The following is a 16822-nucleotide window of genomic DNA, read 5'->3' on the forward strand; positions in this document are numbered from 1 at the left end:
GATGTCTTACGGATCTGGCAGAAGAGTTATCCAATGAACTCCAATGCAAAACAGTATTTACAATACCAATATTTGGTGGAATACCGGTAACGGAATCTGTGGTGGTAACATGGATCATTATGGCAGTGCTTGTGCTGTTGTCGATTATCCTTGTAAGGAATCTCAAAGTTGAGAATCCGGGTAAGAAACAGCTTGTGCTGGAGACCATAATAACTACTTTTAACAACCTGTTCAAAGGTGTTATCGGAGAGGCGGGCATGAAGTATGTTCCGTATCTGATAACGGTTATTCTGTACATCGGCATGGCCAACATCATGGGTGTATTTGGCTTTAAACCACCGACAAAGGATCTGAATGTGACAGCCTCACTGGCCATCATGAGTATCATACTCGTACAGGTGGCAGGAATACGAGGAAAGGGGACAAAAGGCTGGGTCAAGAGTTTTGCAGAGCCGGTAGCAATAGTTGCACCGCTCAATGTACTTGAGCTTGTCATCAAGCCGCTGTCGCTGTGTATGCGACTTTTTGGTAATGTTCTCGGAGCATTCGTCATCATGAAGCTGATAGAGGCAGTAGTTCCACTCATTGTCCCTATCCCACTCAGCCTGTACTTTGATTTCTTTGATGGATTTTTACAGGCATTTGTATTTACTTTCCTGACTACGCTTTACATGCAGGAAGCGATGGAGTAAAGATTATCTGATTTTAAAAATGAAAATAAGAAGGAGAAAATGATATGAACGGATTATTAGCAATTGGAGCAGGTATAGCAGCATTAGTAGGACTTGGCGCAGGACTTGGAATCGGTCTTGCAACATCAAAGGCAGTTGAGGCTGTAGCTAGACAGCCGGAGGCAGACGGAAAGATCACAAAGCTTCTTATCATCGGTTGTACCCTTGCAGAGGCAACAGCTATCTACGGTTTCGTAATCGGACTTCTTGCAATCATTCTTCTTAAGTAATCAGATTTTTGGTCAGATGGATATTTTAATAGAAATATCTAATAGAAATCTGGAATTGCAGAAGAGATGCGGATAATAGAAACAGAAAGATAGGAGTGGCTATATGATTGATATAGAATTTTCTACAATAGCATTCACCATTATCAACTTAATAGTTCTGTTTCTTCTTTTGAAGAAGTTCTTGATAGGACCGCTCAACGATGTCATCAAGAAGAGAGAAGATATGATCGCTGGCACCATATCGGATGCCAACAATCAGAAGGCTGAAGCAATGAAACTCAAGTCTCAGTATGAGGATACCCTTGCAGGGGTTGATGCTGAGTGCAGGGATCTCCGTGAGAAATCCCGTGTGGAGGCCCAGAATGAGTACAGCCGTATCATAGATCAGGCTGATGCAAAGTCAGTCAAGATGATAAAGGATGCGGAGAAGACCATAGAGATCAAGCAGAACAAGGCACTTTCTGATATGCAGTCACAGATCGCAGAGCTTGCAATGGCAGCAGCCGGCAAGATCGTGGGCGGTGAAGGTGATGCGGAATCAGCAGGAGCTGCCATGTATGACGAGTTTTTGAATGAAGTAGGTGATTCAGGTGACACAGAAGGCAATTAATTACGGAATTGTCCTCTATCAGCTTGGAATCAGTCAGGACATGGTGGAGGAGATAAAGGCGCTTGTGGATGGTAGTCCAGAGCTGGTATATGCACTGGCAGATCCGGTGGTCAGCCACGCGGACAAGCGCAAGGTCGTTGACAGGGTATTTGACAGATTTGGCAATAAGGATCTGGTAAATTTCATGAAGACCCTGTGTGACAACGATGGATTTGACATGATACATGACATATTTGACGAGTATGAGAAGTATGCCAGAGAGCAGCAGGATATCCTTTCGGCAACTCTCTATTATGTCACACCGCCAACTGATAAGCAGAAGGCAGGTATCGAGAACTTCCTTATGAAAGAGTATGGAAGCAAGGCGGTACAGCTTTCTATGGTGGAGAAAAAAGAATTGATAGGTGGATTTGTCATAAGAACGGGAGACCGCGAGTACGACAGAAGCATTCTGGGCAGGTACAAATCCCTTAGACAGAAACTGGTTATGAGGTGATAAATTGAGTTCAATTAGTTCAGAGGATATTATTTCTATACTCAAAGAAGAGATAGAGAATTATGATTTTGACTCCAGGGACAAAGAAGTCGGTAAGGTCATCTATGTAGGTGATGGAATCGTGACCGTATACGGTATAGACAATGCCATGTACGGCGAGATCGTTGTTTTTGAGAATGGTGTCAAAGGTATGGTTCAGGATATCAGAAGAACAGAGATAGGATGTATTCTGTTCGGTCGTGATACAGGAATCAAAGAAGGAACAAAGGTCAGCAGAACGGGAAAGCGTGCAGGCATCCCTGTAGGCGATGCATTTATCGGACGTATAGTTGATGCCCTTGGAGCACCTATAGATGGAAAGGGCAGCATAGAGTCAACGGATTATCGTCCAATAGAGAATCCGGCTCCAAGCATAGTTGATCGTAAGTCGGTCAACCAGCCGCTTCAGACAGGAATCCTCTCGATAGATGCCATGTTCCCAATCGGAAGAGGACAGAGAGAGCTGATCATAGGAGACAGACAGACAGGTAAGACATCCATAGCGATAGATACCATTCTGAATCAGAAGGGCAAGGATGTCATCTGTGTATATGTGGCTATAGGCCAGAAGGCTTCAACAATAGCCAAGGTTGTAAATAACCTGAACAAATATGATGCCATGGACTACACGATAGTCGTTGCATCTACAGCAAGTGATTCAGCACCACTTCAGTATATTGCGCCTTATTCAGGTACAGCGATCGCTGAGTATTTCATGCATAAGGGCAAGGATGTGCTGATCGTGTACGATGATCTGTCAAAGCACGCTGTTGCTTACAGAACATTGTCACTGCTTCTCGGACGTTCACCAGGACGTGAGGCATATCCTGGAGATGTATTCTATCTCCATTCAAGACTTCTTGAGAGATCAAGTAAGCTTAAGGATGAGCTGGGCGGAGGCTCCATCACAGCCCTTCCTATTATCGAGACACAGGCAGGCGATGTATCTGCTTATATACCTACAAATGTTATATCTATCACAGATGGACAGATATTCCTCGAGAGCGATCTGTTCTTCTCAGGTATGAGACCTGCTGTCAACGTCGGTCTGTCGGTATCACGAGTTGGTGGTGCAGCGCAGACAAAGGCGATGAAGAAGGCCGCAGGAAGTATCCGTATCGATCTGGCACAGTACAGAGAGATGGAGGTGTTCACACAGTTCAGTTCAGATCTTGATGAGAACACCAAGGAACAGCTTCAGTACGGCAAGGGACTTATGGAGCTTTTAAAGCAGCCTCTGTGTAATCCGCTGTCAATGGCCGAGGAGGTTATCATTCTGGTAGCAGCTACCAATAAGGTATTCCTTCCAGTTGAGGTTTCAGAGGTCAAGAAGAAGAAACTTGAGATGCTTGAATACTTCCACAGTGCCCATAAGGATATCGTGGATGAGATCGAGGAGAAGCAGGTGCTTACCGATGAGCTGAAGGACAAGATAGTCGCAGCCGCTAAGGAGTTTATCGAGAGATAGATCTCATGAGAAATAAGAAGATTCGTTGAGAGGTGATTTGATTGGCAAATACCAAAGAAATCCAGAATAGAATAAAGAGTATCAAGGATACTCAGAAGATCACCAATGCAATGTATATGATCTCATCTTCCAAGCTTAAAAAGGCGAGGACAGATCTTGAGAACACGGAGCCTTACTTCTACACACTCCAGGTTGCCCTTGCCAGAATGCTCAGACATGTTCCTGAGATGGAGCATCTGTACTTCGACAGCAGAGAGGGAATCAAGGAAGAGGACAGAAGGCGAGGTTATCTGGTCATTACCGCCGACAAAGGTATGGCTGGTGCCTACAACCACAATGTAATCAAGATCGCTGAGCAGGAGCTTGCAGCCCACCCAAACAGTGAGCTGTATGTAGTCGGCCAGGTGGGAAGACACTACTTCGCAAAGAAGGGAGTGCCTATAGATATACATTTCCAGTATACAGCGCAGAATCCTAGTCTTCACAGAGCCAGAGTCATAGCGGACAAGATGCTTGAGAACTATGAGAATGGCGATATAGATGAGGTATACATCATATATACCAACATGAAGAGCAGTGTGGTCGTTGAACCGCAGATGATACAGCTCCTCCCTATGAAGAGGACTGACTTCGCAGGCGTTCCTGCGGATGTGTTCCACGAGGAGATTACCATGGAGCCTTCACCGAAGGCAGTGCTTGACCGAATCGTGCCAAACTGTGTCATGGGATATATATACGGCGCTCTGGTAGAGTCCTTCTGCAGTGAGCAGAACAGCCGAATGATGGCGATGGACTCAGCCACAAAGAGTGCCAAGGAGATGCTGGATGATCTCAATATCAAATACAACAGAGCAAGGCAGGCAGCCATAACGCAGGAGATCACAGAGATCGCGGGCGGCGCCAGAGCTCAGAGAGACAGGAGCTAATAAGCTCAATAAATAATTGTAAAGGAGGTCTGATGTTTTGAAAAATGGTAAGATAGTACAGGTCATGGGACCTGTCGTAGACGTAGAATTTCCAGATAACGATCTGCCATACATCAAGGATGCTCTTGAAGTAGATAATCATGGAAAAAAATGTGTTATGGAAGTAGCACAGCACGTAGGAAATAATACAGTAAGATGTATCATGCTGTCCGCCAGCGAGGGACTTTCAAGAGATATGGAAGTCGTTGCGACCGGATCAGGAATCAAAGTTCCAGTAGGAAATCAGACACTTGGACGTCTGTTCAACGTGCTTGGTGAGACAATAGATGGCAAGGAGGATCTCTCAGACACAGAGCACTGGGTAATTCACAGAGAGCCGCCAACATTTGAGAATCAGAGTCCTGTCATTGAGATACTTGAGACAGGTATCAAGGTCATAGATCTTCTTGCACCTTACTCAAAGGGTGGTAAGATCGGTCTGTTCGGCGGTGCCGGAGTTGGTAAGACAGTCCTTATCCAGGAGCTTATCCAGAATATCGCATCCGTACATGGTGGATACTCAATATTCACCGGTGTTGGAGAGCGTTCAAGAGAGGGAAATGATCTGTGGACAGAGATGAGCGAGTCAGGCGTTATCGACAAGACCGCCCTGGTGTTCGGACAGATGAATGAGCCACCTGGAGCCAGAATGAGAGTTGCAGAGACAGGACTTACAATGGCAGAGTATTTCCGTGATGTAAATCATCAGGATGTGCTTCTGTTCATCGACAATATATTCAGATTTACACAGGCAGGTTCAGAGGTTTCATCACTTCTTGGACGTATGCCATCAGCCGTTGGTTATCAGCCAACACTTGCAAATGAGATGGGTGAGCTTCAGGAGCGAATCGCTTCTACCAAGGAAGGATCAGTCACGTCAGTCCAGGCCGTATATGTGCCAGCCGATGACCTTACAGATCCTGCCCCAGCCACAACATTTGCGCATCTGGATGCAAATACAGTTCTTTCAAGAAAGATCGTTGAGCAGGGTATCTATCCGGCAGTAGATCCGCTGGAGTCAAGCTCACGAATTCTTGAGGCTGATATAGTCGGCGAGGAGCATTACAATGTTGCAAGACGTGTACAGGAGATACTTCAGAAGTACAAGGAGCTGCAGGATATCATCGCAATCCTCGGTATGGAGGAGCTGTCAGATGAGGATAAGCTTACAGTTACCAGAGCCAGAAAGGTTCAGAGATTCCTGTCACAGCCATTCCATGTTGCTGAGAACTTCACAGGTATTCCTGGAAAGTATGTAAGTCTCAAGGATACGATCAAGGGCTTCAAGATGATCGTTGACGGTGAGATGGACGAGTATCCTGAGTGGGCATTCTTCAATGTAGGTACTATAGAGGAAGTAAAGGAAAAGGCCGAGAAGGGCCAGTAAAGGAAGTGCATAGATGAATACATTTTATCTGAGAGTTATTTCCAGTAATAAGATATTCTTCGACGGCCGGGCAGAGAAAATAGTTCTTCCACTTGAAGATGGAGAGAAAGCGGTTCTTGCACATCATGAGAATATGGTCATAGCTACCAGCATAGGAGAGATCAGGATCACCACGAGTAAAGGTGAACAGGTCATCGGTGTTGTGGGCGAAGGATTTGTTCAGATAGTAAATAACCGAGTTGTCCTTATCGTGGATTCCGCAGAGAAGCCGGAGGATATCGACAGGGTCAGAGCCAAGGAGGCAAAGATCAGAGCGGAAGAGAGACTCAGACAGAAAGAGAGTCTGAAGGAATACAAGCAGAGCGAGGCATCCCTTGCCCGTGCACTCACAAGACTCAAAGTAACAGAAAAGATATAAAACCCAGCGCAGAAACCCCAAGCGCCTGCTTGCAGGCATTTGGGGGTTTCAAGCGGTTTTAACGAGAAGTCGTTCGGCGTAAGCCGAAGATAGAGCGCGTCAGCGCGGGACTTCGAGTCTATTATAAAAGGCAGTGCCAGCAGCGGGACGATGAAACCGATGTGGCGTTGCCTTTTTATGTGCAGACACAATAGATAAAATGTTACTTGACAACTTTTGCCTTTACTGAGAAAATTACTAGATAGTATATGGTGAACTGTATATACAGTGAACTATGTATATAAAAGTTTATGAAAAAGAGGACGTGTGCATGTATATGCACACATTTTTGAGTTAAAGGTATTTGGTTAGAGGTATTTATGTTAAGATTTATTTGGGTAATAGTTTCGTGCTTGTTTCTGATCATGTACTATGTGCCAAAGATGTCGTATTATGCTAGACACCCGGAAAAATATGGTGAGGATATATGTTATCAGATGGCACAGGTTATGTGCAATCATGTGAGACGTCGTGCTTTTATCAAGACGGTTGCCACGGGTATGGAGAACCTTCCTAAGGAGGGCGGATATATCATGTATGCCAATCATCAGGGTAAGTATGATGTACTGGGAGTTATAGTTTCCCATGACAAACCGATTACGTATGTCATGGATGCAAAGAGGTCGAAGCTGTTCATAGCAGATCAGCTTACGGATCTTGTGAAGGCACAGAGACTTGACAAGGAAGACATAAAGCAGCAGGTACAGGTTATAAACGATGTATCCACGGAAATCAAGGCGGGAAGGAGATATATTTTATTCCCGGAGGGAGGATACGATCACAGTCACAATGAGCTCAAGGAGTTCATGCCGGGAAGCTTCAAGATCGCCAAGAAGGCGAAGTGTCCTATCGTTCCAGTCGTGCTGTATGATTCCTTCAAGCCATTTGAGGGATGGTCACTGAGGCGTGTGACGACACAGCTTGCATTTCTGGAGCCGATCCCATATGAGGTTATAGCGGATAAGACGACCACAGAGATCAGGGATATGGTCGTTGACAAGATCCAGAGGAAGCTTGATACGATGGAGACAATGAATTGTTGGTAACGATATATGGATAATTATTCTGAACGGGCAGGTCATGTTGATGATCTGCCCGTTCGGGGGTTACGAAAGCTAGGTGTTGACTATATCAAATCAGGTGAATACAATATAAAAGGGTATTTAACCACAAAAACAAGGATTGGGAAGTAGAGATATGGGACAGAGTAAAGAGAGAAACAGTAATGAAAAAAGCGGATTCCTCAAGAAGCTTATAATAGTTCTGGCAGTGGCGATCGTGGTAGTATTTGCGGTATTTTATGTGATCTATTACAGATTTTCATATCAGGCGGACAAGCTGGCAAAGGAGACCGCCCGCATATACGCATTTGGCGATGGCGGAGAGATGGCTGACATGATAGCCCCGGGATACGTGAAGAAGTTTGAGGATTCGTCAAAGGTTTTGTCGGTGAGTGACATACAGGACATATATATAAACAAGTTCAGAGCGTATACAGATGAGCAGGTCGGGGATATAGATACGATCGAGTGCAAGGTCACCGATATACAGGCGGTGAGCAATATAGAGGATGTGCAGCAGCAATTTGCGGACAACGGAGTTAAGGGCGTGTCCCAGTACAGAAGTGTGGAAGCCGACTGGATAGTGACAGGCAAGGATGGGGGCGAGGTCACGGTACACGTTCAGGAATGTATGTTGAAGTGCGACGATGGCTGGTATGTGGACTATGTCCGTATGCCGGATGAAATAGACAGCATGAGTACGCCGGTCGATTCCGGGGATGCTGACAGTGAGGAGACAACAGAGGCGGAGATCACTGAATAATATTGTGTGTATAAGATTGGAAGGGCATACAGTATACAAGAAAGAAGGCTGACAAAAAATGTATGATGTGAGATCCATGAAGGCAGAGGACTTCATAGATGATGGCGAGATCCGTGAGACGCTGGACTATGCGGATCAGAACAAGGACAATGAGGAGCTTATCGACAGTATCATAGAGAAGGCAAAGCTCAGGAAGGGGCTTACCCACAGGGAGGCATCCGTGCTTCTTGCGTGTGAGATGCCGGACAAGATAAATGAGATATATGATCTGGCGGAGCAGATCAAGAAGGACTTCTACGGCAACAGAATAGTTATGTTCGCGCCGTTGTATCTGTCCAACTACTGTGTAAATGGGTGTGTGTATTGTCCGTATCACATCAAGAATAAGCATATAGCCAGAAAGAAGCTCACCCAGGAAGAGGTGAGACGGGAGGTCATAGCACTGCAGGATATGGGTCACAAGAGACTGGCCATTGAGGCCGGTGAGGATCCTCAGATGAATCCTATCGAGTACATCCTGGAGTGTATAGACACGATATACAGCATCAAGCACAAGAACGGTGCAATAAGGCGTGTAAATGTAAATATAGCGGCGACCACAGTGGAGAACTACAGGAAGCTGCACGAGGCAGGAATTGGAACGTACATCCTCTTCCAGGAGACCTACGATAAGGAAGCGTATGAGAAGCTTCATCCATATGGACCGAAGCATGACTATGCATATCACACAGAGGCTATGGACCGTGCTATGGAAGGTGGTATAGACGATGTGGGTCTGGGGGTGCTCTTTGGTCTGGATAAGTATAGGTACGAATTTGCGGGGCTGCTGATGCATGCGGAGCACCTTGAGGCTGTTCATGGAGTTGGTCCGCACACCATCAGTGTGCCAAGAGTCAAGAAGGCTGACGACATAGATCCTGAGGCATTTGACAACGGAATAAGCGACGATGTATTCTGCAAGATCGCAGCATGTATCAGAATCGCCGTTCCTTATACAGGAATGATAATCTCCACAAGGGAGAATCCAACGGTCAGGGATGAGATCATAAGGCTTGGAGTGTCGCAGATAAGCGGTGGTTCAAAGACCAGTGTGGGTGGCTACTATGAGCCGGAGCCAGAGGATGAGAAGTCGGAGCAGTTCGATGTCAGCGACACGAGAACTCTGGATCAGGTTGTGAACTGGCTGATGACCAAGGGCTATATACCATCGTTCTGTACGGCATGTTACAGAGAGGGCAGAACCGGCGACAGGTTCATGAGCCTGTGCAAGAGCGGACAGATACAGAACTGCTGTCATCCGAACGCACTCATGACGCTGGAGGAATATCTGGTGGATTATGCTTCGCCGGAGACCGCGGAGATAGGCAGGAGACTCATACAGGATGAGCTGAAGAATATTCCGAATGAGAAAGTCAGACAGATAGTGGTCGAGAGACTTGACAGGATAAAGCACGGAGACAGAGATTTTAGATTCTAACACATTGTGGAGGAGCAAAATGAGTTTAAACGATACACCGTCGGCAAACAGAGTGCATATAGGTTTCTTTGGATGCAGGAACGCAGGCAAGTCCAGTCTGGTAAATGCAGTGACGGGGCAGAGCCTTGCTGTTGTGTCGGATGTGGCGGGAACCACCACGGATCCGGTGTACAAGTCCATGGAGCTGCTTCCGCTTGGACCGGTGGTCATCATAGATACACCGGGAATAGATGATACCGGCGAGCTGGGTGAACTCAGGGTGTCGAAGACCAGACAGGTGCTTGCGAAGATAGATGTCGCTGTGCTGGTGGTTGATGGTTCGGTTGGCCTTTCGGCGTCGGACAGGGAGCTCACGGAGCTTTTCAAAGAGAAGAATATAAATTATATAATTGCGTACAATAAGAGTGATCTAGTTAAGGATGATACACAGGTTCAGAATTCAGCGGAGAATTCCATATGGGTCAGCGCAGAGCACAGACAGGGAATAGAGGAGCTGAAGGAATTGATAGGAAAGCTCACGGTGACAGACACCATGACCAGGAGACTGGTCGGAGATCTGATACAGCCGGGTGATATGGTGGTGCTGGTCATACCGATAGATTCTGCAGCTCCGAAGGGCAGGCTGATACTTCCGCAGCAGCAGGTCATAAGGGATGTTCTTGAGACCGGAGCTACGGCTGTGGTGTGCAGGGACACGGAGCTTGAGGATACTCTGAGACGGCTGGAGGGGAAGGTATCTCTGGTGGTCACTGACTCCCAGGCATTTGCAAAGGTTATGAAGATCGTGCCGTATGACATATATCTGACGTCATTCTCAATACTGATGGCAAGATTTAAAGGGCAGCTTGATGCGGCGGTAAATGGCGCATATGTCCTGGACAGGCTGAGGGATGAAGGCCAGCGTACAGATGCGGACAGCAGACCTCCAAGGATACTCATAGCTGAGGGCTGCACCCATCACAGACAGTGTGATGATATAGGAACTGTGAAGCTGCCGGGATGGATACGCAGATACACGGGACTTGAGCCTGAATTTACATTTGTCAGCGGAACAGAGTTCCCGGAGGAGCTGGCTGGATATGATCTGGTGATACACTGCGGAGGCTGTATGCTGAATGAACGCGAGATGAAGAGTCGTCAGGGAAGGGCGGAGCAGCAGAGTATCCCGATGACGAATTATGGAACTGCTATAGCTCATATGAATGGGATTCTTGACAGGAGTCTGAGGATTTTTCAGACAAAGACGGACATATAAATATTTGGATGAAAGGTGATCGATATGGCAAAGACAGGTTTGGTACTTGAGGGCGGCGGCCAGAGAGGCATATATACCGCCGGAGTCCTGGATGTGTTCATGGACAATGATATAGAGGTCGACGGTGTCATAGGGGTGTCGGCGGGAGCCATACATGGACTCTCCTATGTGGCGAGACAGAGGGGACGCAACATGCGTTACAATATGAAGTACAGGAACAACAAGCACTACATGAGCCTGTACTCCCTTTTAACTACAGGAGATATATGTGGTGAGCAGTTCTGCTACCACGATATCCCGGAGAAACTGGATCCACTTGACTACGATGCATTCCTTGCAAATCCTACGAAGCTCTATGTGGGATGTTCTAATCTGGATACAGGAGAGGCGGAGTATCTGGAGTGTACAGATATGAGAAAGCCTGAGGATGTGAATAAGGTGAGGGCTTCGGCATCCCTCCCACTGGTGTCCAATATTGTAGAGGTTGATGGAATGAAGCTGCTGGATGGAGGTGTATCCGACAGCATACCGATATTTGCATTCAGAAGGATGGGCTACAGGAGAAATATAGTAGTTCTGACAAGACCGGAGGGATACCGCAAGGGCCCGGACAAGATGCTCAGGCTGGAGGCCGGAAGGTACAGGGAGTACCCTGAGTTCGTTAAAAGATGTCACATGAGACACATGTATTACAACAAGACCCTGGACAAGCTGGAGGAGCTTGAAAAGGAGGGTGATACGTTGATAATCAGACCGAGTGAGACTATAGAGATATCAAGGCTTGAGAAGAAACCGGAGATGATCGAGGCCATGTATGAGCTGGGTGTGTACGATGCAAAGGAGAAATTGCAGCAGGTTAAGAAATTCCTGCGTGAGAGTAAGGAAGAAAGCAGGGACTACACACATGGACAGGCGCAGCAACAGACGGCGGTTACACAGCAGACCCGATAATGGAATATATGACAGATTGATACTTTCGGGAATGGACATTCCTGAGAGTGTGGATACACAGAAGAAGGCACAGGAGAATCACAGCAAAATGGCTGAGACTCCTGTGCCTTCGCTCATACTGTCACTTTCGGTATCTACAATATTCACCATGCTGATTGCAACCTCCTACAATATTGTGGACACTTATTTTGTCTCAGATCTTGGAGAAAGCAGTGTGGCCGCAGTTGGGATCATGTTCTCTGTTATGGCATTGATACAGGCTGTGGGTTACACCTGGGGCATGGGAGCTGGAAGTGAGATAGCGAGACTCCTCGGTAAGCAGAAGAAGCGTGAGGCGGAGCAGACGCTTGCCACGGCACTGGCGGGAGGAATACTGTCGGGCGCGGTCATGGCGGTTATATTTGCCGTGTTCAGGGAGGATGTGGTAAGACTTCTCGGGGCCACGGACACAAGTCTTGCTCCTGCGGAGCAGTATGGAATATATATCATGCTGGCGGCTCCAGTTATGTGTGGTGCTTATGTCCTGAACAATGCCCTGCGGGCTGAGGGGCAGCCGTATCTAGCCCTGTTGGGTATTCTGGCAGGCGGACTGTCAAATGCGTTATTTGACTATATATTGGTGAGAGTGCTTGGACTTGGAATAGCCGGTGCAGGCATAGCGACCCTTGCCGGACAGGGGATAAGCCTTGCCATAATGTATATATGTGTCAGGTCAAGGTGCAGCGTGGTAAGGCTTCATGTGTCTGATGTGTGGAGCTTCAGATATGGGGTGCGTATAGTGAGAACAGGGCTGCCATCCTTCCTGAGACAGGGGCTCATGTGCTTTGCGGCGGTCATGATAAGCAGAAGCTGTAGGCAGTACGGAGATGGAGCCATGGCGGGCGTCACAGTTGCAAATAAGATATTTGCAGTCATATTTGCGGTGCTGGTGGGCTATGGGCAGGGATTTGCCCCGGTGTGCGGGTTTGCCTATGGTGCAGGACTTGAATCCAGAGTGAAAAGGTCGCTGAGATTTACCATGATAACTGCGGTGATATTCATGTGCGCTATGGGTGCTGCGACCTGGGTGTGGGCATCCGGGCTGGCCGGGGTATTCCTGAGGGACGGTGGCAAGCAGTCTCTGCAGCTTGCGGCGCTGTCGCTCCGGGCGCATGCCGTGTCCATGCCATTTGCTGCGGTGTGTCTGGTGACTGGAATGTACTATCAGGCTCTTGGAGCATATGGAAAAGCCACCCTCATATCCGCCCTGCGTCAGGGAGTATGTTTTATACCATTGGTATTCATACTGCCGCGCATGTATGGCATAGATGGAGTGGCTTTTGTCCAGGCCGCCGCCGATGTGCTGGCGGGGATTGTCTCGGCCTTTTATCTGCTATATACAAATGAAAAATAGTCCGTGTTTATCATCTCGTCCGATATGTACAGACGGTTTTCAACCTCCTCGATCATCTGATCCACGTATCCATCAGGAATCTGTGACTCAGGGACGAAGTAAGAGGTCTCCCCCGTGCTGGCATCGTACCTGACCTTGTCGGTCATAAAGCTTTGATCCGCGAAGATCACAAGCTCATCGGAATCGGACAAAATGTTGTGTCCTGCCAAGAGTCTTGAGTCAAAGTCGGCTCCGAGAAGGTTTAACACAGTTGGAAGTATGTCCACACTGGAGCAGAGCTTGTCGACAACTACAGGCTTCTCCATGGATGAGCTCCATATACCAAACTGGTTGTGGTGAAGCTCAAAGTCATCATTCTCTATGTCCTTGCCCGCAAGCTCGTTGTAGGTGCCGTCGCTGAGTCCGTAAGGATAGTGGTCAGGTGCCACGATGAACAGAGTGTTGTCCAGCTTGCCAGTCTCTTCCAGCTTATCCATCAGGAATTCCAGAGCCTTGTCAAGCTCCATCTGGGCTGCAACATAGGCTATGGCCTCATCTGAGTACCCTTTTCCGGAGAGGACATTCTCGGCTCCCTCCCTGTTAATCATGCATATATACTGATTGTCGTAATTGTAAGGCAGATGGCCGGAGAAACTCATAAAATACATGTTAAATTTGTCATCCTGAATGAAATCCCCATACACAGCCTCCATACATTCGAGATCGGAATACATAACGTGGTCAGGAATATCCAATCCTGCGCCGATGGCCTTGAAGGTGGTGTAGCCCATATTCGGATGGGTTCTTGTTCTGTCGTAGTATGTGGCATCAAAGTCGTGGTAGCCGTAGCTCTTGTAGCCCTGTGCGTTCAACATATTGCCGAGGGCGTATGGCTGGTAGGTGTCCGCGGATGCCTCAAAGCTCCATTTGGAGGATGCCGGATACTGGCTGAGGCAGTTGGTATATTCGCCGTCTATGGTGCTGTGATACCACAGTGGGTTGTAGAAGTTAGTAAATTCAAAGCCTTCGTGATAAATCTTGTACAGTGTCGGTGTGGCCTCCCTGGATATTCCATATGTACTGAGACTTTCAGCGGTGACAAATACCACATTGTACCCCTCGAACATGCCGGTGTATTCGTCCGTGTAAGTTGGCTGTACACCCGAGAAATATGCCGTCAGGCTTTTAAGCTCCTCGTCATCTGTCTGATTGTACAGACTTTGGAAATCTATGCTTTCATCGACCTGCGGAACATATACAGGCTCGTCGGCCTGGGTTGATCCTGCCGCCTGATCTGAGCCGCTGGTCTGAGAAGCTGATGAAAAATCTGTCTCGTCCGCAGATGCGGCATTGATATCTGATGCGGCAGTCTGTGCATCTGACTGATTATCTCCAATATCTGCAAGCTCAAATGTCTTGCTCTGGCTGCTCTGAGTCACCATGGTCACACAGTCTCTTCCCGTGGTGACCATGACTCCAAGCTTGTTCATGGACAGTTCAAGTACATAGCGTCCGTGGAACAGCGCATATGGAGTGTAGGCCGCAGTCCCGTGCACTGCCAGAATACAGATGGCAAGTACCCATGCAGCTGCGGAGATACCCAGCTGCACCAGCACTGCCCTGAGCACACCAGGCTTCTGCCCGATGCGGCATCTGCCAAATGAAAACCAGAACCTGTTCATGATGATAAGACATATAAGTGGCAGCAGGAACAGCACTATGATATACCAGTTGGATCGCAATGCTGAAAAAAGCACAGTCCTGAAGTTCATAGCATCCTGGGCACCGCCGATGGACACCAGACTCAAAAATGTTCTGAATATCTTATAGTATACAAATTGTGCAATATAGTAGATCGTAAATATACTCCACAGCAGGTAGGCTATGGCTGCATTTGCATATCTGTGCCAGAAGGAGGTCAGTGCTGACAGGGTAAGTCCGCATGCCAGCGCAAATGTCAGGGGATGTAGTATGCTGCTGCCTGCAGATCCATAAATTGCAATGTGAAACAGGAGCTCCATATAAATAAAGGCCAGCGGAAAGAATATGGAACGCCACAGCAGACCACTGTGTCTGCTTTGAGTTGTATCTGTTTTCATCTGGCATCTCCTTATTCGTGTGCGAGTATGTCGTCAAGTGCGCCCCTCACTCCTATAGGATCTGTGACCAGAAGAGTGTGGAAACCAAGCTTTGCGGCGGCATCGAGATTCGCCTGCCTGTCATCAAGAAAAATGGATTCCTCAGGGACAAGGTTATATTTGTTGCAGAGATGCTCATAGATGGCGGCGTCTGGCTTGGTCACGTGGTATTCATAGGAGACCACTCTTCCGTCCGTGTAAGGCAGGAAGTGGAATCTAGGCGTGTGGAGTGCAAACAGTCTTCTTGGGTAGTTGGACAGGAGGTAGATGTTGTAACCTCTGGACTTGAGATCCTTGAGCCACATGTCGGCTCCCGGGAACATGTCCACCACTTCATCGAGATTGTTCATGAACAGGTCTATGTAGCTGCTGCATTCCGGGCTGAGTTCCTTGAAACGTTTGATGAGCTCTGGCTCAGGCATATCGTCCAGGTCAAAATGATTCCACATAGGGTGGTTTATCATGTTGTGATCAAGAGTATCTATCACGTCCGCTGGTATGCCAAGCTTCTCCATGGTGCTTTTCCAGTGGAAGTCTACGAGGACCATGCCAATATCAAAGATTATATTTTTCATATGTATATTCCTTTCGTGTCGTATGCTGCCGTATAAGTGCAGATTATGTCGTCACAGAAATTTTAACTCATAAAAGGACAAAAATATACTCAAATATTTGCGGAAATGCTGACAAATACCTAATATGCTTGTTTACAGTTTTCCGGTCACAGTGTTACAATGATTAAATCGGCAATGTAAGGGGAAATACAGTGTATGATATACGTATTTGTGGACTTTGAAATGAATATGATAGATTCAGAGTATAAGAAGGAAAAGAAAATATGTAAGAGCGAGATCATAGAGATCGGTGCAGTTAAACTGGATGACGATTATAATGAGATAGATTCGTTTAAGAGTTATGTGAAGCCGGCATATGGAACCATGGCTTCGCGTATAATAAAGCTCACAGGAATAACAGATGATATGGTGGAGAATGCTCCTTCATATGCTTTTGCCATGGGGAGCTTTATAGAGTGGTGTGCTGATGCCGATGTGATATATGCATGGAGTGAGAATGACCTGAGACAGCTCCGCAAGGAGGCCAGGCTGAAGGAATACACGCACCCCGGGCTGGAAAGTATCATATCAAGGTGGAAGGATTTCCAGAAGGAATATGCCAAGCTCATAGGAACGTCAAGAAGGATATCACTGTCGGACGCTGTGTTTTATCTGGGAGAAAACTTTCAGGGGGCAGAGCATGATGCCCTGTGGGATGCCAGGAATACCGCTGAGGTGTTCAAGCTCTCAAAGGATGAGGAGAATTTTTTCAGGATCATGGCCCCGGTCATTGATGTGTACAAGCCCAAGAAGAATCTGACATATTCCCTGTCCGAGGCATTTGGAGATATACATCTGGGTGAATAGA

17 protein-coding genes are annotated in these 16822 nt (G+C 47.3%); 15 read left to right on the forward strand and 2 right to left on the reverse strand.

Annotated features, from left to right (window positions below; all coding sequences use genetic code 11):
- The first annotated feature begins 14 nt into the window (after positions 1-14).
- The 14 genes from ABUA31_RS10910 to ABUA31_RS10975 all read left to right on the forward strand — a co-directional run bounded on the left by ABUA31_RS10910 (position 15) and on the right by ABUA31_RS10975 (position 13283).
- Complete coding sequence (locus ABUA31_RS10910; RefSeq protein ID WP_071849465.1) at positions 15-692, forward strand: F0F1 ATP synthase subunit A; 678 nt, start codon at positions 15-17, stop codon at positions 690-692.
- A 44-nt stretch (positions 693-736) separates the two neighbouring features.
- On the forward strand, positions 737-961 hold the full coding sequence (atpE, locus tag ABUA31_RS10915) for an ATP synthase F0 subunit C (protein WP_349818571.1): 225 nt from the start codon (positions 737-739) through the stop codon (positions 959-961).
- Between the two features lie 103 nt (positions 962-1064).
- Positions 1065-1571: a F0F1 ATP synthase subunit B gene (atpF, locus tag ABUA31_RS10920; protein ID WP_022216974.1), complete on the forward strand. Its 507-nt coding sequence runs from the start codon at positions 1065-1067 to the stop codon at positions 1569-1571.
- Positions 1552-2067 carry an ATP synthase F1 subunit delta gene (gene atpH, locus ABUA31_RS10925; protein ID WP_055145112.1) on the forward strand — a complete coding sequence of 172 codons (516 nt, stop codon included), beginning with the start codon at positions 1552-1554 and terminating at the stop codon, positions 2065-2067. The genes atpF and atpH overlap by 20 nt, the downstream gene beginning before the upstream one ends.
- Before the next feature lie 4 nt (positions 2068-2071).
- The gene (atpA, locus tag ABUA31_RS10930) at positions 2072-3574 is read left to right on the forward strand and encodes a F0F1 ATP synthase subunit alpha (protein ID WP_022216972.1); all 1503 of its coding nucleotides are present in this window, start codon (positions 2072-2074) and stop codon (positions 3572-3574) included.
- A 41-nt stretch (positions 3575-3615) separates the two neighbouring features.
- Entirely contained in the window at positions 3616-4500 is an 885-nt protein-coding gene (gene atpG, locus ABUA31_RS10935) for an ATP synthase F1 subunit gamma (RefSeq protein WP_022216971.1), read from the forward strand.
- A gap of 37 nt (positions 4501-4537) precedes the next feature.
- Positions 4538-5926 (forward strand): F0F1 ATP synthase subunit beta, encoded by a 1389-nt coding sequence (gene atpD, locus ABUA31_RS10940; RefSeq protein ID WP_022216970.1) that lies wholly within the window; start codon positions 4538-4540, stop codon positions 5924-5926.
- A gap of 13 nt (positions 5927-5939) precedes the next feature.
- Entirely contained in the window at positions 5940-6344 is a 405-nt protein-coding gene (atpC, locus tag ABUA31_RS10945; protein ID WP_055224042.1) for an ATP synthase F1 subunit epsilon, read from the forward strand.
- Between the two features lie 359 nt (positions 6345-6703).
- A complete protein-coding gene (locus ABUA31_RS10950) occupies positions 6704-7429 on the forward strand; it encodes a lysophospholipid acyltransferase family protein (RefSeq protein WP_022216968.1) in 726 nt (241 codons plus the stop codon).
- A 151-nt stretch (positions 7430-7580) separates the two neighbouring features.
- Positions 7581-8207, forward strand: a complete 627-nt coding sequence (locus ABUA31_RS10955) for a hypothetical protein (protein ID WP_015534642.1) — start codon at positions 7581-7583, stop codon at positions 8205-8207.
- A 58-nt stretch (positions 8208-8265) separates the two neighbouring features.
- A complete protein-coding gene (gene hydG, locus ABUA31_RS10960) occupies positions 8266-9684 on the forward strand; it encodes a [FeFe] hydrogenase H-cluster radical SAM maturase HydG (protein ID WP_173795845.1) in 1419 nt (472 codons plus the stop codon).
- 19 nt (positions 9685-9703) lie between these two features.
- The gene (gene hydF / locus ABUA31_RS10965) at positions 9704-10939 is read left to right on the forward strand and encodes a [FeFe] hydrogenase H-cluster maturation GTPase HydF (protein WP_349818570.1); all 1236 of its coding nucleotides are present in this window, start codon (positions 9704-9706) and stop codon (positions 10937-10939) included.
- A 24-nt stretch (positions 10940-10963) separates the two neighbouring features.
- Positions 10964-11890: a patatin-like phospholipase family protein gene (locus tag ABUA31_RS10970; RefSeq protein WP_022216965.1), complete on the forward strand. Its 927-nt coding sequence runs from the start codon at positions 10964-10966 to the stop codon at positions 11888-11890.
- Positions 11844-13283: an MATE family efflux transporter gene (locus ABUA31_RS10975; RefSeq protein WP_349818569.1), complete on the forward strand. Its 1440-nt coding sequence runs from the start codon at positions 11844-11846 to the stop codon at positions 13281-13283. Before ABUA31_RS10970 ends, ABUA31_RS10975 begins: the two co-directional genes overlap by 47 nt.
- Here the strand turns inward: ABUA31_RS10975 and ABUA31_RS10980 are convergent.
- Entirely contained in the window at positions 13256-15361 is a 2106-nt protein-coding gene (locus ABUA31_RS10980) for an LTA synthase family protein (protein WP_349818568.1), read from the reverse strand. The two genes, ABUA31_RS10975 and ABUA31_RS10980, sit on opposite strands and share 28 nt — an antisense overlap.
- 11 nt (positions 15362-15372) lie before the next feature.
- Positions 15373-15975 carry an HAD family hydrolase gene (locus tag ABUA31_RS10985; RefSeq protein WP_173794958.1) on the reverse strand — a complete coding sequence of 201 codons (603 nt, stop codon included), beginning with the start codon at positions 15973-15975 and terminating at the stop codon, positions 15373-15375.
- Positions 15976-16170: 195 nt separating this feature from the next.
- Here ABUA31_RS10985 and ABUA31_RS10990 point away from each other — a divergent pair, with 195 nt between their 5' ends.
- Complete coding sequence (locus tag ABUA31_RS10990) at positions 16171-16821, forward strand: 3'-5' exonuclease (protein WP_349818567.1); 651 nt, start codon at positions 16171-16173, stop codon at positions 16819-16821.
- Position 16822: the final 1 nt, after the last annotated feature.

The sequence above is a fragment of the Coprococcus sp. RTP31081st1_H1_RTP31081_211007 genome (assembly GCF_040227275.1).
GTDB classification, from domain to species: Bacteria; Bacillota; Clostridia; order Lachnospirales; family Lachnospiraceae; genus Coprococcus; species Coprococcus aceti.